Annotated in this window: 24 protein-coding genes and 1 tRNA gene; 10 read left to right on the forward strand and 15 right to left on the reverse strand. The window is 65.3% G+C overall.

All coding sequences use genetic code 11. The features are described from left to right. The first annotated feature begins 55 nt into the window (after window positions 1-55). From VPA02S_RS03055 to VPA02S_RS03065, 3 genes are all read left to right on the forward strand, one after another. On the forward strand, window positions 56-325 hold the full coding sequence (locus VPA02S_RS03055) for an antitoxin (protein WP_062362097.1): 270 nt from the start codon (window positions 56-58) through the stop codon (window positions 323-325). 8 nt (window positions 326-333) lie between these two features. After that, window positions 334-738 carry a type II toxin-antitoxin system VapC family toxin gene (locus tag VPA02S_RS03060; protein ID WP_244883358.1) on the forward strand — a complete coding sequence of 135 codons (405 nt, stop codon included), beginning with the start codon at window positions 334-336 and terminating at the stop codon, window positions 736-738. Between the two features lie 205 nt (window positions 739-943). Continuing rightward, entirely contained in the window at window positions 944-1,891 is a 948-nt protein-coding gene (locus VPA02S_RS03065; RefSeq protein WP_062362102.1) for a TRAP transporter substrate-binding protein, read from the forward strand. A 17-nt stretch (window positions 1,892-1,908) separates the two neighbouring features. On the opposite strand, the gene VPA02S_RS03070 is transcribed toward VPA02S_RS03065, so the two are convergent. After that, on the reverse strand, window positions 1,909-4,128 hold the full coding sequence (locus VPA02S_RS03070; protein WP_062362105.1) for a rhodanese-like domain-containing protein: 2,220 nt from the start codon (window positions 4,126-4,128) through the stop codon (window positions 1,909-1,911). A gap of 183 nt (window positions 4,129-4,311) precedes the next feature. Between VPA02S_RS03070 and VPA02S_RS03075 the strand changes: the two genes are divergently transcribed. After that, on the forward strand, window positions 4,312-5,277 hold the full coding sequence (locus VPA02S_RS03075) for a tripartite tricarboxylate transporter substrate binding protein (protein ID WP_062362108.1): 966 nt from the start codon (window positions 4,312-4,314) through the stop codon (window positions 5,275-5,277). A 305-nt stretch (window positions 5,278-5,582) separates the two neighbouring features. Here the strand turns inward: VPA02S_RS03075 and VPA02S_RS03080 are convergent, their stop codons facing one another. Then, window positions 5,583-5,894, reverse strand: coding sequence for a helix-turn-helix domain-containing protein (locus VPA02S_RS03080; RefSeq protein WP_244883360.1), 312 nt, complete (start codon window positions 5,892-5,894; stop codon window positions 5,583-5,585). Between the two features lie 134 nt (window positions 5,895-6,028). Here VPA02S_RS03080 and VPA02S_RS03085 point away from each other — a divergent pair, with 134 nt between their 5' ends. Continuing rightward, a complete protein-coding gene (locus tag VPA02S_RS03085; RefSeq protein WP_062364403.1) occupies window positions 6,029-6,601 on the forward strand; it encodes a helix-turn-helix domain-containing protein in 573 nt (190 codons plus the stop codon). A gap of 117 nt (window positions 6,602-6,718) precedes the next feature. Continuing rightward, window positions 6,719-6,895 (forward strand): hypothetical protein, encoded by a 177-nt coding sequence (locus VPA02S_RS31660; RefSeq protein WP_155736548.1) that lies wholly within the window; start codon window positions 6,719-6,721, stop codon window positions 6,893-6,895. Window positions 6,896-7,222: 327 nt separating this feature from the next. Here the strand turns inward: VPA02S_RS31660 and VPA02S_RS03090 are convergent, their stop codons facing one another. The 12 genes from VPA02S_RS03090 to VPA02S_RS03145 form a co-directional block, all read right to left on the reverse strand. Then, on the reverse strand, window positions 7,223-8,467 hold the full coding sequence (locus VPA02S_RS03090) for a class I SAM-dependent methyltransferase (RefSeq protein ID WP_062362112.1): 1,245 nt from the start codon (window positions 8,465-8,467) through the stop codon (window positions 7,223-7,225). Window positions 8,468-8,596: 129 nt separating this feature from the next. After that, window positions 8,597-8,673, reverse strand: a tRNA-Pro gene (locus VPA02S_RS03095). A 26-nt stretch (window positions 8,674-8,699) separates the two neighbouring features. After that, window positions 8,700-9,182: a MerR family transcriptional regulator gene (locus VPA02S_RS03100; RefSeq protein WP_062362114.1), complete on the reverse strand. Its 483-nt coding sequence runs from the start codon at window positions 9,180-9,182 to the stop codon at window positions 8,700-8,702. Window positions 9,183-9,247: 65 nt separating this feature from the next. Next, on the reverse strand, window positions 9,248-9,619 hold the full coding sequence (locus VPA02S_RS03105) for an integration host factor subunit alpha (RefSeq protein ID WP_012747012.1): 372 nt from the start codon (window positions 9,617-9,619) through the stop codon (window positions 9,248-9,250). A 5-nt stretch (window positions 9,620-9,624) separates the two neighbouring features. Beyond that, on the reverse strand, window positions 9,625-12,066 hold the full coding sequence (gene pheT / locus VPA02S_RS03110) for a phenylalanine--tRNA ligase subunit beta (RefSeq protein ID WP_062362116.1): 2,442 nt from the start codon (window positions 12,064-12,066) through the stop codon (window positions 9,625-9,627). Between the two features lie 42 nt (window positions 12,067-12,108). Next, entirely contained in the window at window positions 12,109-13,185 is a 1,077-nt protein-coding gene (gene pheS, locus VPA02S_RS03115) for a phenylalanine--tRNA ligase subunit alpha (protein WP_062362120.1), read from the reverse strand. A 113-nt stretch (window positions 13,186-13,298) separates the two neighbouring features. Next, the gene (rplT, locus tag VPA02S_RS03120) at window positions 13,299-13,658 is read right to left on the reverse strand and encodes a 50S ribosomal protein L20 (protein WP_012747009.1); all 360 of its coding nucleotides are present in this window, start codon (window positions 13,656-13,658) and stop codon (window positions 13,299-13,301) included. Window positions 13,659-13,682: 24 nt separating this feature from the next. Further along, on the reverse strand, window positions 13,683-13,886 hold the full coding sequence (rpmI, locus tag VPA02S_RS03125; RefSeq protein WP_007832497.1) for a 50S ribosomal protein L35: 204 nt from the start codon (window positions 13,884-13,886) through the stop codon (window positions 13,683-13,685). A 170-nt stretch (window positions 13,887-14,056) separates the two neighbouring features. Further along, window positions 14,057-14,677, reverse strand: coding sequence for a translation initiation factor IF-3 (infC, locus tag VPA02S_RS03130; RefSeq protein ID WP_080515731.1), 621 nt, complete (start codon window positions 14,675-14,677; stop codon window positions 14,057-14,059). Window positions 14,678-14,781: 104 nt separating this feature from the next. Further along, on the reverse strand, window positions 14,782-16,689 hold the full coding sequence (gene thrS, locus VPA02S_RS03135) for a threonine--tRNA ligase (RefSeq protein WP_012747007.1): 1,908 nt from the start codon (window positions 16,687-16,689) through the stop codon (window positions 14,782-14,784). A 294-nt stretch (window positions 16,690-16,983) separates the two neighbouring features. Next, window positions 16,984-18,303, reverse strand: a complete 1,320-nt coding sequence (gene aceA, locus VPA02S_RS03140) for an isocitrate lyase (RefSeq protein ID WP_012747006.1) — start codon at window positions 18,301-18,303, stop codon at window positions 16,984-16,986. 247 nt (window positions 18,304-18,550) lie between these two features. After that, window positions 18,551-18,979, reverse strand: a complete 429-nt coding sequence (locus VPA02S_RS03145; protein WP_012747005.1) for a gamma-glutamylcyclotransferase family protein — start codon at window positions 18,977-18,979, stop codon at window positions 18,551-18,553. A 39-nt stretch (window positions 18,980-19,018) separates the two neighbouring features. On the opposite strand from VPA02S_RS03145, the gene VPA02S_RS03150 reads away from it, so the two are divergent. Next, window positions 19,019-19,945 (forward strand): DMT family transporter, encoded by a 927-nt coding sequence (locus tag VPA02S_RS03150; RefSeq protein ID WP_012747004.1) that lies wholly within the window; start codon window positions 19,019-19,021, stop codon window positions 19,943-19,945. Between the two features lie 155 nt (window positions 19,946-20,100). Next, on the forward strand, window positions 20,101-20,544 hold the full coding sequence (locus VPA02S_RS03155) for an SWIB/MDM2 domain-containing protein (RefSeq protein ID WP_012747003.1): 444 nt from the start codon (window positions 20,101-20,103) through the stop codon (window positions 20,542-20,544). Window positions 20,545-20,632: 88 nt separating this feature from the next. Here VPA02S_RS03155 and VPA02S_RS03160 read toward each other — a convergent pair whose 3' ends face one another. Further along, window positions 20,633-22,351, reverse strand: a complete 1,719-nt coding sequence (locus tag VPA02S_RS03160) for a thiamine pyrophosphate-binding protein (protein WP_012747002.1) — start codon at window positions 22,349-22,351, stop codon at window positions 20,633-20,635. Window positions 22,352-22,444: 93 nt separating this feature from the next. Between VPA02S_RS03160 and VPA02S_RS03165 the strand changes: the two genes are divergently transcribed. Both VPA02S_RS03165 and VPA02S_RS03170 read left to right on the forward strand, forming a co-directional pair. Further along, window positions 22,445-23,101: a TetR/AcrR family transcriptional regulator gene (locus VPA02S_RS03165; RefSeq protein ID WP_012747001.1), complete on the forward strand. Its 657-nt coding sequence runs from the start codon at window positions 22,445-22,447 to the stop codon at window positions 23,099-23,101. Between the two features lie 157 nt (window positions 23,102-23,258). After that, the gene (locus tag VPA02S_RS03170; protein WP_012747000.1) at window positions 23,259-24,242 is read left to right on the forward strand and encodes a tripartite tricarboxylate transporter substrate binding protein; all 984 of its coding nucleotides are present in this window, start codon (window positions 23,259-23,261) and stop codon (window positions 24,240-24,242) included. The last annotated feature ends 12 nt before the right edge of the window (window positions 24,243-24,254 follow it).

Raw genomic sequence — 24,254 nt, forward strand, 5'->3', positions numbered from 1 at the left:
GCTTGGGGCGATGTATATACAATAGTATCTACATTCACGATCCGGGGAGCCGGTCATGCCGCAATCCATCGCCAAACTCTTTGCCACCGGCGGCAGCCAAGCCGTGCGCCTGCCGGCCGAATTTCGGTTCGACGACACCACCGAGGTCTATATCCGACGCGATGAGGCCACCGGCGACGTCATCCTCTCTACCCGCGCGCCAGCGGACTGGCACGTATTCATGCAGCTGCGCAACAAGCAACTGGGCGCCATTCCTGCCGACTTCATGTCCGACCGCGAACAAGGCGAACAACAGCGCGACCCCTTCGAAGGCTGGAAGGAATGACGCTGTACATGCTCGACACCAATGCGGCAAGCGAGGCGATCCGCGGCAATCCGGCCTTCGACGGCCGTTTGCAAGCCATGGCTCCGGGCCAATGGTGCATTTCCGCAGTGACCTGCTCCGAACTTCGGTTCGGCATCGCCAGGCGTCCCGAAGCCGTGCGGCTGCACCGGATCGTGCAGGAGTTCCTGCGCATCTCACCCATCCTACCTTGGGACGCACAGGCGGCAACGAGGCACGGCGATCTGCGCGCCCACTTGAAGGCGAGCGGCACACCCATCGGCGATTTCGACGAAATGATTGCGGCGCATGCGCTGGCGGTCGGTGCCGTCGTCGTCACTGACAACACGCGACACTTTGCGCGTGTGCCGGGCCTCGTGCTCGATAACTGGCTGCGCGCCCCAGCTGGCCACTGAGAACGGTGCCTGCTGCGCCGCGCAGCCCCTCCCTGCGTGGGCCGCGCGAAGAAGCCCCGCCTCCCGATGCACCAGTCAGGAACACAGGCAAAAAGTAGTGTTCAACCTGACCGGATGTTCAGGTTTTCCAGGCCACCCGCTGTTATTCTGCGCAACATATTTGTTAGCGAAAGTATTCATGCGCGCTGGATCCTGGAGTTTTGCATTGACCCTCCTCTGCTTGGCAAGCCTTGCTGCCGAAGCTCAAACACCATTGCGCGCGTGGAACACCCACCCCGACGGCTACCCGGTCACGGAGGCCATGAAGAGCTTCATCCAGGAAGTGGACGTGGCCACCAAGGGCAAATACAAGATCGAGCTTTTCTCCAATGCCGTGCTGGGCGACCAGGGCAAGGCCGTCGCCATGCTCAAGGCCGGCGAGATCGATGTGGCCGAGTTCAATTCGGCGCCGCTGTCCGAGGCCGCGCCGGGGCTCAAGGCATTCAATCTCCCGTTCCTGTTCCACGACTCTGCGCACATGTTCCGGTATCTGGATGGCGAGATGGGCACGCGCCTGGCGGAGACGCTGAAGGCTTCGGGCTACGTGGTGCTGGGCTGGTACGACGGCGGTGCGCGTTCGTTCTACTGCGCCAACAAGCCGGTGACGAAGCGCGAGGATCTGGTGGGGCAAAGAATCCGGGTGCAGCAATCGGAGGTGTACATCGAGATGGTCAAGCTGCTGGGTGCCACCCCGGTGGTCGTGCCCTACAAGGAAGTGCTCGATGGATTCCAGAAGGGAACGATCGACTGCGCCGAAGGCAACATGGCCTCGTACGAGGCCACCGGACACTACAAGGTGGCCAAGTACATGCTGCTGGACAGCCACATGATTTCTCCCGAGGCGCTGGTTGTCTCCAGCAAGCTGTGGAACCGGCTCAGCGCCGAGGAGCGGGACGTGTTCCAGAAGGCCGGAAAAAAATCGGCGGTCCTGATGCGCGAGCTGTGGGAGAAGCGAAGCATCGCGGCGCGTGCCGCGGTGGCCAAGGACGGCGTCCAGTTTGCCAACGTGCAGGACTTTTCTCCCTACATCCGGAAGATGTCGCCGCTCTACACCAAGTACATGACCGACCCGGCCACCCGAGCCGAATTGTTCGCCATCGTCGGGAACCAGTAAGCGCTGCCCGGCCCCGTTCAGGCCGAGGCCGGCTCGACGAGGCGGATGCCCACGTCTCCCTCGCGCTCGAGCTGCGCCACCAGGCCCACCTCCCAGTCCAGGTACTGCTTGAAGCCGGCGTCGCGCCTGGCAAGGTCGGCGTGTGCGTAGGGGCTGTACCCATGGTCGTCGTCGCCCGTCAGCACACCCTCGGGCCCGCTGCCCGTGGGCAGGCGCGCGGCGGCCCAGGCCTGTGTGCCGCCCGCCAGCGCGTGGACCTCGCGGCCGATGCGCGCGCTCAGCTCCGCCGCAACGATGCGCGCGAGGACGCCGTCCGACGAGGTGAGCACGATGCGCTGCGATGCGGGCAGGTCGGCGATGAACTCCTGCAGCCGGTCGGGCACCGAGAAGCGTGCGCCCGCGACATGCCGGCGCTCGTAGGCCGAGCGGCGCTCCACGTCGAAGACCACCGCCGTGCCGACCTCGAGGGCAGCAGCAGCTTCGCGCGGCGCGATCTCCGGTGCGCCCGCGCGCAGCTGCAGCACGCGCACGGCTTCGGGGCCGAGCACCAGCACCGGCAAGGCTGGCGGTGAAAGCACGAACACTTCGTGCCCGCCCAGTTGCGCGAGCCATGCACCGGTGGTCAGCGCGCGCACGCCGTCCCAGTCGGCCAGCACGATGCGTGCGCGGCGGGTGCCCACGTATTCGTCGGTGGCCTGCACCAGCTGGCCGCCGGGCGCCCAGCGCCAGCCTTCGAGATGGCCGGCCTCGTATTCCTGGCGCATGCGCACGTCGAAGCGGTAGAGCGAGCGCTCGCCGGCCTCGGCTTCGAAGCGCGCCAAGGTGGCTGTGTCGATGCGGCGCACGCCTGCGCGCGCCGCCACGCTCTCGGCTCGGGCGCGGGCTTGCTGCCGCGCGTGCGCGTCCGGCTCGGGCAGCGGCGCCGCGCGGCCGTGGCTGAGCTTGCGGCCCGCCAGCAGCCAGGCCATGGTGCCGTCCTTGAGCGAGACCACCGGGTTGGGAATGCCCGCGTCGATGAGCGTCTGCGCACCCACGATGCTGCGCGTGCGGCCGGCGCAGTTGACCACCACCAGCGTCTCGGGCCGGGGCGCGAGCGCCTGGATGCGGTAGACCAGCTCGGCGCCCGGCAGGCTGTGGGCGAACGGCAGGCTGAAGTCGGCAAACTCCTCGGGCGTGCGGCTGTCGACCACCACGATGTCGTCGCCGCGCTCCACGCGCTCGTGCAGTTCGTCGACCGAGATCCACGGCGTGTGCTTCCGGTGCTCAATGACTTCGCCGAAGGCCTTGCTCGGCACGTTGCTGCCGCTGAAGAGCTCGTAGCCCGCGGCGGCCCAGCCTTGCGTGCCGCCGGCCAGCACCGACACGTTGCGCCAGCCCAGGCGCACGAGCTTGGCGGCCGCCTGGTGCGCGAGCGATTCGTCGGCATCGGCCAGCACGATGCGGGTGCTGCGGCGCGGCACGAGGCGGTCGACCAGCACTTCCAGCCGCCACAGCGGCGCCGAGGCCGCAAGCAGGATGTGGCTGCGCACGAAGACGCCGGCTTCGCGCACGTCGAGCAGCGCGATCTCCTCGCCATCGGCCAGCGCGGCCTTCAGTGCCTGCGGCGTGATCGCCGGATGGCGGATGTTCTTCGGCGCCGCGAATTGGCGATAGCTGCCGCCCGCCGCGCCTTCGAACACCACGCGCTTGTCGAGCAGCTCGAGCGCGCGGCCGTAGAAGTGCAGGTGGCGGCCGTCCTGGCCGCCGACCAGCTCGATGGTGTGCACATCGTCGGGCAGCAGCACGACGGCGCGTCCGGCAGCGACGTCGACGGTGCGCTGGTGTACCAGCGCATCGCGCGCGGGGTCGCCCGTCTTCTCGCGGCGGTAGAGCTCGTTGCGTTCGTTGCCCTCCACGCCGGCGATCACCGCCCAGGTCGTGTGGTCGTGCGGCGGCTGGGCCTTGCCTGCCAGCCCGGCCGACAGGTACAGCGCGAAGCCGCCGTCGGCGTCCTCGGCCAGCCGGTAGACTTGCGCGGGGTGCTCGGCATCGACCGGGAAGTGAGCGGCCGGAAACAGTGCGCGGCGCTGCCCCAGCCGGACCAGCGCATCGGCCACCGGCTGCAGCGTGTCGTGGGAGGCGGCTGCGCCGGGAAGCAGCAGGCTTCGGACCTGCGCGAGGAAGGCTTCGACGGCGCGCACGCGTTCACTGGCAACATCGTTTCCCGCGGTTTCGACGGACAGTTCGCTCAGGCTCATGGGGGGCTTTCAGGCAAGAGAAGACAACAGGGCTGCGGACAGCCTACGCAGCAGGCCGCGCGCTCCCAACGAAGTTTTTCTTCTACGCATATCCGGTTTGCTTCGTTGGCCGGAACCGGGCGCGCCTCTAGATTGCGCCGCCTGATGCAAACATTCCTCCTACCCCACGTCCCACGCCGCGCCATGCTGCTGAGCGCGCTGGCACTTGCAGCCCTTCACCCATTCACCGCCGCCGCTGCCGACGAAGCGGCCGGATTCCCATCGAAGCCGGTGCACATCGTGGTGCCCGTGGCCGCAGGCGGCAGCGCCGACAAGCTCACGCGCCTCATCGCCGAACGCCTGACCGAACGCTGGGGCCAGAACGTGGTGGTCGAGAACGTCGCGGGCGCCAGCGGCACCATCGGCGCCGCGCGCGTGGCCAAGGCCACGGCCGACGGCCACACGCTGCTGCAGCAGGGCGAGGGCCTGACGCTCAACGCCATTCTTTTCGAGCGCCTGCCCTACGACGGGCAGAAGGCCTTCACGCCGGTGATCAAGGCGGTGGTCAATCCGCAGATCCTCGTGGTCAACCCGAAGACCGGCATCAACGACTTCCGCGGCTACCTGGCCCGCGCCAAGGCGCAGCCGCAGTCGATCAGCCTCGGCCTGCCGGGCAACGGCGGCATCGCCCACGTGGCACACGAGATGATTGCGCAGGACACCGGGGCACAGGTGAACTACATCCCCTATTCGGGCGGCGGACCGGCCACCCTCGACGTGCTCGCCGGCCATGTGGACGCCACGCTGATCACGCTGGCGGCGGTGACCGACCATGTGCGCGCCGGCAAGCTGCGTGCACTGGCCGTGACCACCGGCTATCGGTCGAGCGCCCTGCCGGACGTGCCGACCATGGCCGAGGCCGGCCTGCCCGGCTTTGCCGTGGAGAGCTGGCAGGGCTACTTCGCGCCGGCCGGCACGCCCGCCGCGGTGGTGGCAAAGATCAACCGCGACATCCAGGCCGTGATCTCCGCGCCCGAAACCCAGGCGAAGCTGGAGGACATGGGCTTCAAGGTCGCAGGCGGCACACCTTCCGACATGGTGCGCACGCTGTCCGCCGAACGATTGCGCTACGCGAAGACCATCCAGACGGCCGGCATCACGCTGCGCTGACAACACCGGCGTTGGCCTTGGCAACCTGCCTGCCTGCTTGCGGTCAGGCGGACAGGAGGCTTTGTCCCCCCACCTGGCGCCGGCAGTCACCGGATTTCGATGCATGGCCCCGGACTCGATTCGCCAGTTTCCCCAATGAAAAAGGGCGTCCGGCGATGAAATCGGACGCCCTGGGACTTTTTGTCGGTGTGAAATCGTCAGCGCAGGCGCAGCAGCGTATGTAGTCGGCAACCGCCTGCCCATGCCCAAGTACCGTCTGTGACCTGAGACCAGTAAGAAGTTGGGGCGCGGTCAAATCCAAACAGTCACTTGGGTTGCCGAGCCTTTTTTGGGGGCGCGTCCATACCCCTAAAGAACTCGGACGGTTGCAGGGAGAGGGCCTCCACGATCTTGAGGATGTTGACGAGGGCCAGATTGTGCTCGCCGCGCTCAATCCCACCCATGTAGCTCCTATCGATTCCACAGGCATCGCCGAATGCCTCTTGTGAATATCCACGCTCCTTGCGCAGTCTCCGGACGTTCTCTCCGAAGCGAACAAGCTCTGGCACCTTCGTCTTGCTGGAGCCGCTTTCTTTAACCATGTTGCAATGGTCAAACTCGCCCGCATAAAACACCACGGGATATAAAATGCCGGTATATAGTTACCATCCAAATGTCCCGTCCGTCTGTCGCTTCGCCATTCCCCACCCCACGGCCCATTCGGCTGCCGGCATCGGTCCTGCGCCCTCGGATTCCCGCATCGGTGGTGACCTTGCGCAGCGACCCTGCCCACCGCATCGGTCATCAGGTCCGCGCCTTGCGGATTGCTGCTGGCGCCTCTGGCGGAGAGCTGGCCGCCAGCTCGGGCGTCTCCCGCTCCATGCTCTCCCGCATCGAGCGCGGGCTTGTCTCTCCCTCTGTCGAAACCCTGGACCGGATCGCCAACGGCCTGGGCGTGCCCGTCTCCCGCTTCTTCAGCGACCAGACCAGCCGTACCGACTTCTCATTCGTTCCGGCTGGGAAGGGCATCCGGGTCGACCGCGTAGGCGCCGTCGCGGGCTATCGCTACGAACTGCTGGGCCATCAACTGTCGGGCAACCTATTCGTTGAGCCGTACCTGGTCACCTTGCTGCCGGAAGCGGAGCCCTACGTCACCTTTCAGCATCCGGGCATCAAGTTCCTGCACCTGTTGATGGGACGGGTGTCCTACCGCTACGGTGGCAGGGTGGTGAAGCTGGCCGCGGGAGATTCCCTGCAGTTCGACGCGACGGCGCTGCATGGGATCGAGGCCATCGAAGATGGGCCCGTGAGCTACCTGTCGGTGGTGTTCACGATGCGGGACTGACGGCGCGCTCAGCGCAGTTGAACCAGCCGCCCTCTTCCATGGCCGAGTGGCACCACGTTCAGCAACGCAGGTGGCAAGCTTGATACGAGCAACACCTTCACCGCGAATGTCGGCACGCTGGCGGGTGATAGCTCGGTGGATCTCTCCGTCGGCGGCGCCGTAGGCAACAGCAACGGCACCGTCTCTGCCGTCGGCGCGCTGGACGCCAATGGCGCAGGCGCGCTGAACAACACCTCGGGCAAGTTGTTCGGCAATGAGCGCCGCCGTCTAGGGCAGATCAACCCGCCCGTGTAGAAGCTGTATCGCAGGGCTAGGTGTATGGAAGCGCCGCAAATTAAGCGCAGAAGAGTGTGGGGCGACAAGCTCAGCAGCTTGTGCGATCCGGGAGTGGTTAAGGCAACGAATCTAGGCGCACCGACCCCCTCCATTGACGAAGCCCTCCTTTCAGAGGGCTCGACTTCTGAGCTTTACCGGCAGCGCCGCCTCCAGCATGGACGGGCGACCCCTATGCGAATGCGCTCAGTCGTTGCACATATCGTATCAGATTCGCTGGATGCAAACACAGACGATCACCCCCGCAACCGCTCCCGTTCCGGGCGAGCGCTACGCATACAGCTTGGATTATTTCCAGTCGGCCCAGCGCAGAAAAAATAGAAGGTACGGATCGCGAATGTCGAGCACGTCGTTCGCCGCGTCCCACTCGATGACCTGCCTGTTTTCTGCGTCGTTGGCGATATCAGAGATATGAACGCAGGCTCCGGTCACGCTCGATCCGCTGGGCGGGTCACCCTCGCAGAGGCTTGCGATGCGGCCTTGAAGATTTTGGTATCGAATCGTGAGTTCGGGCGGGTCGGCGGCTACCGCGCCGAGGATGATCGGGTACACATCCTTCACGGTGCCATCGAGCATTCGATACGAATTGCGGATCGTGCCGCGTGTCTTGGGCCCCTCTTTCAATTTCTCGACTGTGGACGAGTAGTCCGTGGTCATCATCGTTCGGCGGCAGCTTCGCGAGATTAGGTCGAGGTCCGCCTGAATGGTGACGGGCTCGGTCGTCCGTTCTTCCAAGCCCAGTTCGAAGCACGCACTGAGGCACAGCGACTGCATCAATTGAGGCGATCCCGCCGCCTCACGCGCGAAGGCTTCACTGAGCGCATCCGATGCCGTTGCATTCAGCGCCTCAAAACCCAACGTGGCGATCTTCTTGAGGTTGGGCACCGCCCAATAATCAAAATCGAGCTTGAATATCCGTCCGCGCAAATCGGAGTTCGCGCGCAGCACGTCATCGGAGTGATAAGGCACCGCCGCGCATATGAACCGGACGCCGCCACGGATCGCCTCCTTGATCTCATTCGCGACCTGCTGCTGCACGGCGGCGGGGATGTAGTGGAAGTCGTCGATGAACACAACGAAGTCCGTGCCGCCAAGTTCCTTGATCAGCAATTGAAGGTAGTCCGGTGCGTAGTCCGTCGAAGTCCCTTCGGTCTTAGTCCACGCCCCGGATGCAGAGGCCTCCCCGGATACCACCAGCGGAACCCCGGTCGCCCCCTTGGCTCCGATCGTCCCCGTGAACCCGCTCCCGCCCGTAGTCGACCCCCTTGTGGGTGTGCCGATGATTCCGAACACCCGGTCCCATAGTTTTGCGGGACTGTCGGCGCCAGCGCCTGTCACCTGAATGAGGTTCTCTTTGCCGAGGGTCTTTTCAATGAAGACCGTCTTGCCCGATTTCGAAGGCCCGGACAGCGAAACCACCGCAGCGCCCGTTTCCAGCGCCTGTCGGAGGGTCTTGGTGGCCTCTTTCAGGTGATCATCGATAAACGTCACCTCTGGCAACTTGTTCGGCGTGAAAACTTCACTGGCGCGCATAACGTCTCCGGGTTGTTCGAAATGTTGAGGCGCCGTCGAAACGCAGCGTTTTAGGACAAATCTAGGACAAGGGAACGCAGAAATGACAAAGGGGTTAGCAGATACTTACCTGCTAACCCCCGTCAATACTGGTCGGTGTGAAAGGATTCGAACCTTCGACCCCTTGCACCCCATGCAAGTGCGCTACCAGGCTGCGCCACACACCGAAGCTCTCAATTATAGCCGGCTGAAATCACCGTCCGACGGTCAGCAGCTCACGAATTTCAAAAAGCTCGCGCCGCAGGTGCAGCAACTGCGACGGATCGACCGTGCGAGGGGCTGTCTTGGGCTCGGCCTCGGGGCCGGTCTTGTCTTCTTCCTGGTGGATGATGGCCGCGTCGAATTCTTCCTGGTCGATCTCGACGGCCTCCATGCCTTCGAGCGGCACCACGCCGGCCTTGCGCCGGTCGCGTTCACCCTGCACGAGTTCTTGCAGTTTGTTGCGCGCGCCGCTGATGGTGAAGCCCTGGTCGTAGAGCAGGTCGCGGATGCGGCGGATCATGAGCACCTCGTGGTGCTGGTAGTAGCGCCGGTTGCCGCGCCGCTTCATGGGCCGCAGCTGCGTGAACTCCTGCTCCCAATAGCGCAGCACGTGCGGCTTGACGCCGCAAAGCTCGCCCACCTCACCGATGGTGAAGTAGCGTTTGACGGGAATGGGCGGGAGCGTTTTCTCCATTGAAATCAAGACCGTGCGCGGGAAACCTTAGAGATTACTCTACGCACGCGCCGGGCACCAAGCACTTATTCGGCGCCCAGGCTCCACTCGACCTCGGAAGTGCCGCTCTGCTCGATGCTTCCGTGGATTTGTTCCTTGAGCTTGGCGCTCGCATGGAAGGTGGCGACGCGGCGCTCGCCGATGGGAATGGCCTCGCCGGTGCGCGGGTTGCGGCCCGGCCGCGGCGCCTTCACGCGGATCTGGAAGTTGCCGAAACCCGAGATCTTGACGTCGGTGCCCTCGATCAGGCTGTTGGCGATGAGGTCGAAAAACGCCTCGACCATGTCCTTGGATTCGCGCTTGTTGAGGCCGATCTGCTCGAACAGCAGGTCGGCCAGGTGCGCCTTGGTGAGTGCGGGCGTTTCGAGGGCTTCGAGCGTGAATTCCGCAGCGTTCATTCTCATCAACCTCTCAGGCGTGCGCCGAGTCTGGCGCTCAGTTGTTCGACGACGGCGCGCACGGCGGGTTCCACCTGCTCGTCGGTCAGCGTGGCGCTGTCGTCCTGGAAGCTCAGGCGGACCGCCATGCTTTTCTCCCCTTGCGCCAGGCCGCCAGATGCCGGCGCCGCGCCGTCGCGCGCGGGTTGCGGACGGTAGATGTCGAACAGCGTGGCGTCGCGCAGCAGCCCCTGCCCCGCTGCCGCCGATTGGATGGCCTGCATCAACGCATTGTGCGTGACGGCTTCGGCCACCACCACCGCAATGTCGCGCTCCACGGCCTGGTGCTTGGGCACTGGCCGGGCCACGGGCACGGGGCGCGCGGCGACGGCGTCGAGGTCGAGTTCGAACAGCACCGGCGCCAGCGCGAAGTCCCACTTCTGGCGCCAGCGCGGATGCAACTCGCCGACGAAGCCGATGGCCTTGCCGTCGACCAGCACGCGCGCCGAGCGGCCGGGGTGCAGGGCCGGATGCTCGGCCGGCTCGAAGCTGGCCACCCGCGGTGCGAGCAGCGCTTCGACGTCGCCCTTGGCATCGTAGAAGTCGACGCGCTGCGGCTTGCCGTCCCAGCGCGCTTCTTCCGCATCGCCCCAGGCGAGGCCGGCCACGCGCATGGGCTGGTCGACGCCGCGCACGGTGCTGTCGGTGGTCGCCACGCTGTCGTCGCGCATGAACACGCGGCCCACCTCGAACACGCGCACGCGCGGCGCCTTGCGGTCGAGGTTGAACTTGAGCACCTGCAGCAGCGAGCCCAGCAGGGACGAGCGCATCACGCTCATCTGGCTGGCAATGGGGTTGAGGAGCCTCACCGGATTGGCATTGCCGGCCAGGTCCTGTTCCCAGTGCGCCTCGACAAAACTGAAGTTGATGGTTTCCTGGTAGCCGAGCGCTGCCAGGCTGCGGCGCACCGCGAAGCGGCTGCGCCGGGCCTCGGGCCGCACGCGCGCGGTGATGGGCGCGAGCGGTGCGTTGGTCGGCAGGTTGTTGAAGCCGATCAGGCGCGCCACCTCTTCGATCAGGTCTTCCTCGATCAAGAGGTCGAAGCGGTGCGGCGGCGGCGTGACGGTCAAGGTGCCCTCGCCTTCGCGCAGCGCAAAGCCGAGGCGGCGCAGCGCGTCGGCGCATTGCGCCTGCGTGAGCGGCATGCCGATGACGCGCGCGGCACGCGCCACGCGCAGCGTGACGGGCATGGCCTCGGGCACGTTCAGGATCTTGTCGTCCATGGCGCCGGCCTGGCCGCCGCAGATCTCGACGATGAGCTGCGTGATGCGCTCGATGATTTCCACCGTGCGGCTCGGATCGACACCGCGCTCGTAGCGGTGGCCCGCATCGGTCGAGAAGTTGAAGCGGCGCGAGCGGCCCTGGACGGCCTCGGGCCACCAGAACGCGGCCTCCACGTAGATGTTGCGCGTGTCGTCGGACACCGAGGTGGCATCGCCGCCCATGATGCCGGCGAGCGATTCGACGGCCTCGTCGTCGGCAATCACGCCGACCTTCTCGTCCACGCTGATGGTGTTGCCGTTCAGCAGCTTGAGCTGCTCGCCCGCCTTGCCCCAGCGCACCGTGAGGCCGCCGTGGATCTTGTCGAGGTCGAAGATGTGGCTGGGCTGGCCGTACTCGAACATGACGTAGTTCGAGATGTCGACCAGCGGCGTCACGCTGCGCTGGCCGCAGCGCGCGAGCCGATCGACCATCCAGGCCGGCGTGGCCACCTGGGTGTTCACGCCGCGCACGATGCGGCCCGAAAAACGGCCGCAGAGCTCGGGCGCTTCCACCTTGACCGGCAGCACGTCGGCAAACGATGCGGCCACCGGCGCGATGGCGGGCGTCTTGAGCGGTGCACCGGTGAGTGCCGCGAGCTCGCGCGCCACGCCGTACACGCTCAGGCCGTGCGCGAGGTTGGGCGTGAGCTTGAGCGTGAGCAGCGCGTCGTCGAGCTTGAGCACGTCGCGCACATCGGCGCCAATGGGTGCGTCGGCATCGAGCTCGAGCAGGCCGCCGTGGTCTTCGCTGAGCTTGAGCTCGCGCGCCGAGCACAGCATGCCCTGGCTTTCGACGCCGCGCAGCTTGCCGAGCTTGATGAGAAAGGGCTTGCCGTCTTCACCGGGCGGCAGTTCGGCGCCGACCAGCGCGCAGGGCACTTTGATGCCGACGCGCGCATTGGGCGCACCGCACACGATGTTGAGCAAGGCGCCCTGCCCCGCGTCGACCTGGCACACACGCAGGCGGTCGGCATTGGGATGCTGCACGGCTTCCTTGATTTCGCCGACCACGATGCGGCTGAAGGGCGGCGCCACGGGGCGGCGCTCTTCGACCTCGAAGCCGCCCATGGTGAGCGTTTCGGCCAGCTCGGCGCTGCCAAGGGGCGGATTGCAGAACTCGCGCAGCCAGGATTCCGGGAATTGCATCTCTTCGATCTCGTATTCGTATTTATTTCTATGGACGGGTGCTTACTGGAACTGCGAGAGAAAGCGCAAGTCGCCGTCGAAGAACAGCCGCAGGTCGTTCACGCCGTAGCGCAGCATGGTGAGCCGGTCGGGGCCCATGCCAAAGGCAAAGCCGATGTAGCGCTCGGGGTCCAGCCCCATGTTGCGCACCACGTTCGGATGCACCTGGCCCGAGCCCGCCACTTCGAGCCAGCGGCCGGCCAGCGGGCCGCTCGCAAACTGGATGTCGATCTCGGCACTGGGCTCGGTGAACGGGAAGAAGCTCGGGCGGAAACGCAGCACGAGGTCGTCGCTCTCGAAGAAGGTGCGGCAGAAGTCGGTGAACACCACCTTCAGGTCCTTGAAGCTCACGTTCTCGCCGAGCCACAGGCCTTCGCACTGGTGGAACATCGGCGAGTGCGTGGCGTCGCTGTCGACGCGGTAGGTGCGGCCCGGCGCAATCACGCGGATCTCGGGCGCCTTGACGGTGCCGGTGGCGTCGGCCGCGGCGGCCGCGAATTCGGCCGCGTACTTCTTGATGTGCTGATGCGCATAGCGCACCTGCATCGGGCTGGTGTGCGGACGCAGGTTGTAGGGAATGCCGTCGTCGCCGTTGAGGTCGACGTAGAAGGTGTCCTGCATCGAGCGCGCCGGGTGGTTCGGCGGGTTGTTGAGCGAGGTGAAGCTGTGCCAGTCGCTCTCGATCTCGGGGCCGTCGGCCACGTCGAAGCCCATGCTCGAGAAGATCTCCTCGATGCGCTCCAGCGTGCGGCTCACGGGATGCAGGCCGCCCGGAATGCGGCGCCGGCCGGGCAGGCTCACGTCGAGCGCCTCGGCGCGCAGCTGCAGCGAAAGCTCTTCGTCGGCGAGCTGCTGGCGTCGATCAGTCAGCGCGGCTTCGATGGCCTGCTTGGCCACGTTGATGGCGGCGCCGCGCGACTTCTTCTCGTCGACGCTGAGCGCGGCCATGCCCTTCATGAGCTCGGTGATGCGGCCCGACTTGCCGAGGAACTGGGCCTTGGCGTTTTCGAGCTCGGCGGGCGTTTTCGCTTCGGCGAAGGCGGCGCGGGCGGTGGCGACAAGGGAGTCCAACTCGTTCATAGCAACAAAAATTAGGCGGGGAAATAAAAAAAGAGCTGGAGCCTTTTCAAGCGCCAGCCCTTGTGCCGTGGGCGCAGGAAGCCGCCCGAAGGCGGCACTCCTGCTGTGCAGAATCAAGCAGCCAGCTTGGCCTTGACCTGCTCCACGATGCCGGCAAAAGCGGCCTTGTCGTGCACTGCGATGTCCGCAAGCATCTTGCGGTCGATCTCGATCCCGGCCTTGCGGATGCCGTTGGCGAACTGGCTGTAGGTCAGGCCCAGTTCGCGCGAGGCGGCGTTGATACGCGCGATCCACAGTTGACGGAAAACGCGCTTCTTGGTGCGGCGGTCACGGTAGGCGTATTGCCCAGCCTTCATCACCGCCTGTTTGGCGATGCGGAAGACATTGCCGCGGCGACCGCGGAAACCCTTGGCGAGTGCGAGAACTTTCTTGTGGCGGGCGCGAGCCGTTACACCACGTTTGACGCGAGGCATGTGTGTACTCCTTGTTCGTCTGAGTTAAATGCCACGGCCGGGCAGCATGGCGGCGACAGAAACCATGTTGGTCTCATGCACTGCGACTGCACCACGCAGGTGACGCTTGTTCTTGGTGGTCTTCTTCGTCAAGATGTGACGCTTGAAGGCTTGACCGCGCTTGACGGTGCCACCGGGACGAACGCGGAAACGTTTTTTCGCGCTGCTCTTGGTCTTCATTTTGGGCATGTGAATGCTCCTTTAGTTTGTGCTCGTGAGGCGCCGCGGATACTCCACGGACTTGTTGGCCCCGAGACACTTCTTTATCCCGCCACTGCCTGCCCTTCTTGCGAAGCGCCGGCAGCGGCGAAATTCTTCATCAAACCCTGCTATCTCTACCCGCTGCCGTGGCAGCCTTTTCAGGCCGCCGCGGGCGCCGAAGCCTCCGAAGAAGCCGGCTTTGCGGCACCACCGCCGCCGCCCGGCTTCTTGCGGCCCGGCGCGATCATCATGATCATCTGCCGGCCTTCGAGCTTCGGAAACTGCTCCACGACGATCAGGTCGCCCAGCTCATCGCGGATCCGCTGCAGCAGCGCCAGGCCGAGTTCCTGGTGCGTGATCTCGCGGCCGCGGAAGCGCAGCGTGATCTTGCATTTGTCGCCCTCTTCAAGAAAGCGCTTGATGTTGCGCATCTTGATGTTGTAGTCGCCGTCGTCGGTACCGGGGCGGAACTTGATTTCCTTGACCTCGATGACCTTCTGCTTCGACTTGGCCTCGGCCGCCTTCTTCTGCTCGTGGTACTTGAACTTGCCGTACTCGATCAGACGGCACACGGGCGGATTGGCCGCGGCAACGACCTCTACCAGATCCACGTCAGCCTCACCGGCGAGGCGCAAGGCCTCGGAGAGACTCATAACACCCAATGGCTCGTTTTCCGGGCCTACAAGGCGGACTTCCGGGGCCATGATTTCCCGGTTCAGGCGGTGTTGGCGTTCCTCGCGGTGGCGGCGGTCGCGAAATGCAGTAGCGATGGTCAGAATCCTTCAAAAATTGCTACAAAATCTGTAGCGGACGCCGGTCAGTCCTCGCGGACAAGCGGCATGATTTGGACGAGAAGCACATATGAGGGTGCTTCCGGGACAAATCAACGCTTGTCAGCAACATCCTGGACGAGCCGTTGCACGAACGATTCGAGGGACATTGCACCGAGGTCTTGATTGCCCCGGGCGCGCACTGCGACGGCACCAGCTTCTCTCTCTTTGTCGCCTACGACAAGGATGTAGGGAAGCTTTTGCAACGAATGCTTGCGTATTTTATACGTAATCTTCTCGTTGTGCAGATCCAGCTGGACCCTAAGCCCTTGATTCTGCAGCGTTTTCGCCACTGAAGCGGCGTAGTCGGCCTGGCCTTCGCTGATGTTGAGCACCGCCACCTGCACCGGAGCGAGCCATGCGGGCAGCGCGCCGGCATGGTGTTCGATCAGCATGCCGATGAAGCGCTCCAGGCTGCCGACGATGGCGCGGTGCAGCATGACGGGGTGCGCGCGGCCGCTCGTTTCCGTGACGTACTCGCCGCCCAGGCGCTCGGCCGTGTTGAAGTCGACCTGCATCGTGCCGCACTGCCACTGGCGGCCCAGCGCGTCCTTCAGCGTGTATTCGATCTTGGGGCCGTAGAAGGCACCGTCGCCGGGCGAGATGATGAAGTCGACGCCCGAACGGCGCAGCGCCTCCATCACCGCGTGCTCGGCCTTGTCCCAGAGCTCGTCGGAGCCCACGCGGTTGTCGGGGCGCGTGGCCACCTTGTAGAGGATTTCCGTGAAGCCGAAGTCGGCGTAGACCTTCTGCAGCTGCGCCGTGTAGGCCACGCATTCTTCGAGGATCTGGTCCTCCGTGCAGAAGATGTGGCCGTCGTCCTGCGTGAAGCCGCGCACGCGCATGATGCCGTGCAGCGCGCCGCTGGGCTCGTTGCGGTGGCACTGGCCGAACTCGCCGTAGCGCAGCGGCAGGTCGCGGTAGCTGCGCAGGTCGCTCTTGAAGATGAGCACGTGGCCCGGGCAGTTCATCGGCTTGAGCGCGTATTCGCGCTTTTCCGACTCCGTCGTGAACATGTTGTCGCGGTAGTTCTGCCAGTGGCCCGTTTTCTCCCACAGGCTCTTGTCGAGGATCTGCGGGCCCTTCACTTCCCAGTAGCCTGTGTCGCGGTAGATGCCGCGCATGTACTGCTCCACCGCCTGCCACAGGGCCCAGCCCTTGGGGTGCCAGAACACCACGCCGGGCGCCACTTCGTCGATGTGGAACAGGTCCAGCTCCTTGCCCAGCTTGCGGTGGTCGCGCTTCTCGGCTTCCTCGATGCGCTGGATGTACTGGTCGAGCTGCTTCTTGTCGGCCCAGGCCGTGCCGTAGATGCGCTGCAGCTGCTCGTTCTTGGCGTCGCCGCGCCAGTAGGCGCCGGCGAGCTTCGTGAGCTTGAAGACCTTCAGGAAGCGCGTGTTCGGCACGTGCGGGCCGCGGCACATGTCGACGTATTCCTGGTGGTAGTACAGGCCCATGGCCTGCTCGTCGGGCATGTCCTCGACCAGGCGCAGCTTGTAGTCCTCGCCGCGCGACTTGAAGACCTCGATGACCTCGGCGCGCGGCGTCATCTTCTTGACCACGTCGTAGTCCTGCGCAATGAGCTCGCGCATGCGCGCCTCGATGGCGGCCATGTCCTCGGGCGTGAAGGGGCGCTCGTAGGAGATGTCGTAGTAGAAGCCCTCCTCGATCACCGGGCCGATGACCATCTTGGCCGTCGGGTAGAGCTGCTTCACGGCGTGGCCGACCAGGTGGGCCGTCGAGTGGCGGATGATCTCCAGGCCCTCGTCGTCCCTGGGCGTGATGATCTGGAGCCTGGCGTCATGGTCGATGACGTCGCTGGCATCGACGAGCTTGCCGTCGACCTTGCCGGCCACCGTCATCTTGGCGAGCCCGGGTCCGATGGACTGGGCAACTTCGGCCACTGAAACCGGGCCGGGGAACTCGCGGCGCGAGTTGTCGGGAAGCGTGATCTGGATCATGGAAAACCTCGGGCGAAAAAACAAAAAGCGCGGTGACTGGCCGCGCTTTGCTTGGGATGAGAGCTGGCAGAAACCAGCGAGCGCGGGCTACCGGCCCTTTTCTTCGGAGACGAAGAAAAAGCCGCTGAATCCTTGCGGAGTAGTTCGCGGTGTCATAACCAAGGTGCCTTTCTCGCTCTTGTTGGGTGCAGAGGGCGCAATTCTATCCGCTGGCCGCCGAGCCCAAAAAAAAGCCCGGCGCTCGGCCGGGCTCGAAGGTGACAGCGAAATCGTTGTGCTGGCGGATTCAGCGGATCAGTGGAACTGCTCTTCCTCGGTCGAGCCGGTCAGCGCCGTGACGCTGGACTTGCCGCCCTGGATGACCGTGGTCACCTCGTCGAAGTAGCCGGTGCCGACTTCCTGCTGGTGCGACACGAAGGTGTAACCGCGATCGCGCGCCGCGAATTCGGGCTCCTGCACCTTCTCGACGTAGGCCGACATGCCGCGCTGCACGTAGTCTTGCGCCAGATCGAACATGTTGAACCACATCGAGTGGATGCCGGCCAGCGTGATGAACTGGTACTTGTAGCCCATGGCGCCGAGCTCCTTCTGGAACTTGGCAATGGTGGCGTCGTCGAGGTTCTTCTTCCAGTTGAAGGACGGCGAGCAGTTGTAGGCCAGCATCTTGCCGGGGTGCACCTTGTGGACCGCGTCGGCAAACCGCTTGGCAAACTCGAGGTCGGGCGTGCCGGTTTCGCACCACACCAGGTCAGCGTAGTGGGCGTAGGCAATGGCGCGGCTGATGGCCTGGTCAATGCCCTTCTTGGTCTTGTAGAAGCCTTCGGCGGTGCGTTCGCCGGTGAGGAAGGGCTTGTCGTTCTCGTCGTAGTCGCTGGTGATGAGGTCGGCGGCTTCGGCGTCGGTGCGGGCAATCACGAGCGTCGGCGTGCCGCAGACGTCGGCGGCCATGCGCGCGGCGATGAGCTTCTGCACGGCCTCGGTGGTGGGCACGAGCACCTTGCCGCCCATGTGGCCGCACTTCTTGACCGAGGCGAGCTGGTCTTCGAAGTGCACGCCGCCGGCGCCGGCCTTGATCATGGCCTTCATCAGCTCGAAGCCGTTCAGCACGCCGCCAAAGCCGGCTTCGGCGTCAGCGACGATGGGCGCGAAGTAGTCGACATAGCCCTTGTCGCCCGGGTTCACGTTCTTGGACCACTGGATTTCGTCCGCGCGGCGGAAGGTGTTGTTGATGCGCTCCACCACGGTCGGCACCGAGTCCACCGGGTACAGCGACTGGTCGGGGTACATCGACGAGTAGGTGTTGGCGTCCGCGGCAACCTGCCAGCCCGACAGGTAGATGGCCTTCACGCCGGCCTTCACCTGCTGCATGGCCTGGCCGCCCGTGAGCGCGCCGAGGCAATTGACGTAGGGCTCGTTGTTCACCAGCTCCCAGAGCTTCTCGGCGCCGCGGCGCGCAAGCGTGTGCTCGATGGGGAAGGAGCCGCGAAGGCGAACCACGTCGGCGGCGCTGTAGCCGCGCTTGATGCCCTTCCAGCGGGGATTGGTGGCCCATTCTTTCTCGAGGGCGGCAATTTGCTGTTCGCGGCTCAATTGTTCGGTGAGGGTCTGGGGCATGGTCACTCCGTGAGGTTGGTTGAAAGGATCGGGCGCTGCGGCCGTGGAGCTACTCTAAACCGAAGCCAGACTCTTATGTCTTATAGAAGACATATTTTTAGTCCAGCAAAATCAATCACTTACAAAGACATTTCTCCATGCAAAATTATTTTTCTCATATTGAGAAAAAATATTGCGCCGCAGCAGCCGCTCTTTTCGCAATGTGCAATCGACCTTTCAGGCGTGAAAACGAAGCGCCGCGCACGCCTCAGCTGGCAGCGGCATGGGCCATCCAGTCGCCGCTGTCGATCACCGCGCGCCCCTCGATGCGCGATGGATGGATCTCGTAGACCAGGCATTCGAAACGCTGCGCACCTGCTGCCACGATCAGGTGGCGGCGGATGTATTCGCCGGAGCCGTCGTCGGCGACGCCCTCGAGCCGGTCGAGCTCGGCCTCCACCTGGGGCGCGACGCGGTAGATCTCGCCGAAGACGCGCCGCTGCCCGCCGAGCACCGCGCCGGGGTAGGCGCCGAGGTCGTACAGCGTGGCGGCAATGCTTGCGTCGGCCACGTGGACCGGCACGGGCCGATAGCGCGCGATGTCGTTGCGCCCGCCGCGGCGCAGGGTGCCGTAGACGAAGACGTGGCGCTGCGCGCCTGCGTCCGGCGCGACATCGGGCCCGGGAGATTGGGGCATCATCGAATCCATCGTTCCAACAACAAGCCGTCCAGTCTATTGAACACCGCTGCTCCCGCCAGCCGCCTGCTGGCCTATGGTTGCCTGGCCCTGAGCATGTCGCTCGTCGGCGGCTACGTCGCCCTCTCCAAGCCGCTGGTGGCGGCCTTCCCGGTGCTGTTGCTCGCCTGGCTGCGCTTCGGCATCGCGGCGCTCGCCATGCCGCACTGGCTGCGGCGCGCTCCGGGCGAACCGCCGATGAGTGCACGCACGCGCGGGCTGGTCTTTCTCGAATCGTTCCTCGGCAACTTCCTGTTCTCGATCTGCATGCTGTTCGGCGTGAGCCTGACCAGCGCGGTGTCCGCCGGCGTGATCATGGCTTCGATCCCGGCGGCCGTGGCGGTGGCGAGCTGGCTCTTCCTGCGCGAGCGCATCACGGTGCGCATCGGCCTGGCCATAGGCTGCGCTGCGATCGGCATCGGCCTGCTGGCCCTGACGCCCGCGCATGCACCGGCAGCGGGCGACAACGGCGCCGCCGCGCCTTCGATGCCTTGGCTCGGCAATCTGCTCGTGTTCTGCGCGGTGCTGTGCGAAACCGCCTATGCGGTGATCGGCAAGTCGCTCACCGGCCGGCTCGGCCCCAAGCGGATCTCCTCGCTCATCAACCTCTGGGGCTTCGTGCTGTCGATGCCCTTCGGCATCTGGTTTGCGCTGCAGTTCGACTTCACGGCGGTGCGCCTCGGAACCTGGGCACTGCTCGTGGTCTATGCGCTGGCCGCGAGCATCTGGACCGTGTGGCTCTGGATGACCGGATTGCGCCATGTGCCCGCTGCGCAAGCGGGCGTGTTTGCCGTGATGCTGCCCGTGAGCGCGGCCCTCGTGGGCGTGCTGGTGCTCGGCGAAAGCCTCTCCGCGGCGCAGCTGCTTGCGTTCGCTCTTGCACTCGTTGGCGTGGTGCTGGCGACCTGGCCCGCGCGCCGAAGCTGAAAACCACGGGTTCTCCCCTCTGAAAAAACAACAACTCCCAATGAAAAAACCGCTTTTTCCCTTGGAAACGCGTTTTTTCTCCTTTAGCATCCGCAATGCCACTGGAGACGCAAGTTTTTCATTGGTGACTGTTTAACCAAAAAAGGAAATCAACCATGGCAACTGCAAAGAAGGCTCCGGCCAAGAAAGCTCCGGCAAAGAAGGCCGCTCCCGCAAAGAAGGCTGCGGCTCCTGCGAAGAAGGCCGCACCGGCCAAGAAGGCGGCTCCCGCAAAGAAGGCTGCTGCTCCTGCGAAGAAGGCTGCACCCGCGAAGAAGGCTCCTGCAAAGAAGGCCGCTCCCGCCAAGAAGCGCACGCCCAACGCTGCGTTCATGAAGGCCCTGACCCCCAGCCCGGCACTCGCCGCCGTTGTGGGCTCGACGCCTCTGCCACGCACCGCAGTCGTGAGCAAGCTGTGGGACTACATCAAGAAGAACAACCTGCAGGACAAGGCCAACAAGCGCAACATCAACGCCGACGCCAAGCTGAAGGAAATCTTCGGCAAGCCGCAAGTGTCGATGTTCGAACTGGCCGCGCTGATCGGCAAGCACGTCAAGTAAGCACCCGGGGGCCCCGCGCTCCCGCATCAGAAAGCCGGCTCATGCCGGCTTTTTTTTCGCCTGTGGCAAGCGCGCGCCGCGGCTCTCTTCAGCCCCGCGCCTGCGCCGCCCGAGTGATCGACGCGAGCGTGCCGCGCGTGGTGATCACCTCCGGGTCCAGCGGGATCTCGATCAGCGTGCCCGTATCGGCCGCCAGCGCGCGCAGCAGCGCGGCCTCGAACTGCGCGGTTTCGGTCACGCGCTCGGCCGCGTAGCCGTAGGCCCGCGCGAGGCCGCAGAAGTCGGGGTTGCGCAGCGCGGTGCCGCTTTCGCGCTCGGGGTACTCGCGCTCCTGGTGCATGCGGATGGTGCCGAACATGCCGTTGTTCAGCAGCACGATGATGCTCTTGCCTCCGTGCTGCGCAGCGCTCGCGAGCTCTTGCCCGGTCATCAGGAAATCGCCGTCGCCCGCGATCGTGAAGGCCACGCGCCCCGTTGTCAGGTTGGCCGCAATGCCCGCCGGCACGCCGTAGCCCATCGCGCCGCTGGTGGGTGCCAGCTGCGTCTTGTGGCCCTTTGCGAGGCCGTGGTAGCGGAAGTAGCGGTGCACCCAGCTCGCGAAGTTGCCGGCGCCGTTGGTGATGGCCGCGTCCGGCGGCAGGTGCTTTTGCAACAGCGCGACCACTGCGGCCATGTCGATGGGGCCGCGCGGCGTTTCGGCCGGCATGCCGGCGAGCGGCTGCGGCTCGAGGTTCGCCTCGTAGTCCGCATGGGCCTGCAACGTCCATTCTTCCCACGGCAGCGTGGGCGGTGCGCTCAGCACCTCGAGGCTGCGCGCGGCGGCGCTCATGCCGGCGTTGATGGCCAGGTCGGCCTGGTAGACGCGGTTGAGTTCCTCGGCACTGGCGTGGATGTGCACCAGCTTTTGTTGGGCCTTCGGCGCCTCGAGCAGCGTGTAGCCGCCGGTGGTCATCTCGCCAAGGCGCGGGCCGATGGCGAGGATCAGGTCCGCGTCCTTCACGCGCTGTGCGAGCTTCGGATTGATGGCGATGCCGACGTCGCCCGCATACAGCGGATGGTGGTTGTCGAAAGTGTCCTGGAAGCGGAAGGCATTGGCCACCGGCAGCCGCCAGTTCTCGGCAAAGCGCTGCAGCGCCTGCGCGGCCTGCGCCGTCCAGCCGCCGCCGCCCGCAATCACCAGCGGCCGCTCGGACTTCAGCAGCAGCTCGCGCAGCGTGCGCAGCGCGCCCGGGTCGCTCCAGGGCTGCACCGCCTCCACGCGCCTGAGCGGCCGCGCGGTGGTCTGTGTGCGCAGCATGTCCTCGGGCAGCACCAGCACCACCGGCCCCGGACGGCCGTTCATCGCGGTGGCGAAGGCGCGCGCCACGTATTCGGGAATGCGGTCGGCGTCGTCGATGCGCTCCACGCGCTTGGCAAAGCCCTTGGTGCAGGGTCCGAAGAAGCTGCCGTAGTCGACCTCCTGGAAAGCCTCGCGGTCGCGGAAGTCGCTGCCGACGTCGCCGACGAACAGCACCATCGGCGTCGAATCCTGGAACGCTGTGTGCACGCCGATCGATGCGTTGGTGGCGCCCGGCCCGCGCGTCACGAAGCACACGCCCGGGCGCCCCGTGAGCTTGCCGTGCGCCTCGGCCATGAAGGCCGCGCCGCCCTCCTGCCGGTTGACGATGAAGCGGGCCCGCTCGCGGTAGGCATGAAAGCCGTCCAGCACCGCCAGGAAGCTCTCGCCGGGTACGCCGAACGCGATCTCCATGTCCTGCTCGACCAGGCATTCGACGATCAGGTGGCCGGCGGGTTGTGATGTACTCATGGGAAGTCGAACCTCAGCTGCAATGTCTCCGGCAATTATGTGCGCCCGCCTCCAACGCCTTGCGTTAATTCACCAATTGGTTAAATTCGCGCCATGAAGGCCCCCAAGGATTCCTCGCCCGAAACGGCCGAGCCGCGTTCGCGCGATGCCGACCGCTCGCAACTCGCCATCCTTGCGTCGGCGCGCGACGAGTTTGCCCAGCGGGGACTCGCCGGCGCACGCATGGACAGCATCGCCGAGCGCGCAGGCCTGAACAAGCGCCTCATCTACTACTACTTCGGCAGCAAGGACGACCTGTTCCTGGCGGTGCTCGAGCGCACCTACGCCGACATCCGCGAGGCCGAGCAGCGGCTGCACCTGGACGAGATCGACCCGGTCGAGGCGATCCGCCAGCTGGTCTCCTTCACCTGGCACTACTACCTGGAGCACCCCGAGTTCATCACGCTGCTGAACAGCGAGAACCTGCATTGCGCGGCGCACCTCAAGCGCTCCGAACGCATCCAGGAGATGAACTCGCCGCTGGTGCAGCTGCTGGACACGGTGCTCGAGCGCGGCCGGCGCGACAAGCTGTTCCGCGCCGGCGTGGACCCGGTGCAGCTGTACATCTCGATCGCGTCGCTGTGCTACTTCTATCTCTCGAACAACCACACGCTCTCGGCGATCTTCGGCCGTGACCTGCGCGCGCCCAAGGCCATGGCCCAGCGCCTGTCGCACATGACCGACCTCGTGCTGGGCTACGTGCTGCACTGAGCCCGCGGGCCCCTGCGGCCTCTCCAGACCTCCTTCGGGTATTCACTAGGCAGCGGCGGTTGACGCTGCGGCGCAGCCCTTCCTAAAATCGCTAATTCACTTATTGGTGAATTGATCGATTCAAGACAGCGGCCCCACCGCGCGGAGACAACCGACCATGAAGCAACTCGCACGCACCACCGCCCTTGCGGCGCTCACCTGCCTGGGCGCACTGCTGCCCGGCCTCGCATCCGCGCAGAACGGCTATCCCAGCAAGCCGATCCGCGTGATCGTGCCGTTTGCGGCCGGCAGCACCACCGACATCATTGCCCGCGCCATTGCCGACAAGATGAGCCAGAGCATGGGCCAGACGCTGGTCATCGACAACCGCGGCGGCGCGAGCGGCACCATCGGCCAGCAGGCAGTGGCCACGGCCGCGCCGGACGGCTACACGGTCATGATCCACTCGTCGTCGCACACGGTGAGCCCCTCCACCTTCGCCAAGCTGCCGTTCGACACGGTGGGCGACTTCGCCGGCATCACGCCGATCTCGTCGCTGCCCAACGCGCTGGTGATCTCGCCGGCGAAGAACATCAAGACGCTGCCGCAGCTTCTGGCCGCCGCACGCGCCAAGCCCGGGAGCATGAACTTCGCATCGGCCGGCCAGGGCAGCGCCACGCACCTGAACGCCGAGAAGTTCAAGATGGCCGCGAAGATAGACGCAACCAACATTCCCTTCAAGGGATCGGGCGAGGCCGTCACCGAGGTGCTCTCGGGCCGCGTCGACTACTACTTCTCGCCCATCGCGCCGGTGATCGGCCAGATCAAGGAGGGCCAGCTGCTCGCGCTCGCCGTCGGCTCGCCCAAGCGCGCCGCCGCCCTGCCCGACGTGCCCACCACCAGCGAGGCCGGCGTGCCCGGCTCGGAGTTCAATTTCTGGATCGGGATGATGGCGCCGGCCAAGACGCCGCGCGACATCGTCCACCGCCTGCACGACGAAGTGGCAAAGGCGCTGGCCACGCCCGAGGTGAAGGAGCGCTTTCTCAAGCTGGGCGCCGATGCCTGGACGCTCAAGCCCGAGCAGTTCGACGCCTACATCAAGGACGAGATCGCGAGCAATGCCCAGCTCGTGAAGGCCGCGGGCCTGTCGGTCCAGCAGTAGCAAGCCTCCGTC

It is taken from the genome of Variovorax paradoxus NBRC 15149, assembly GCF_001591365.1.
Taxonomy (GTDB): domain Bacteria; phylum Pseudomonadota; class Gammaproteobacteria; order Burkholderiales; family Burkholderiaceae_C; genus Variovorax; species Variovorax paradoxus.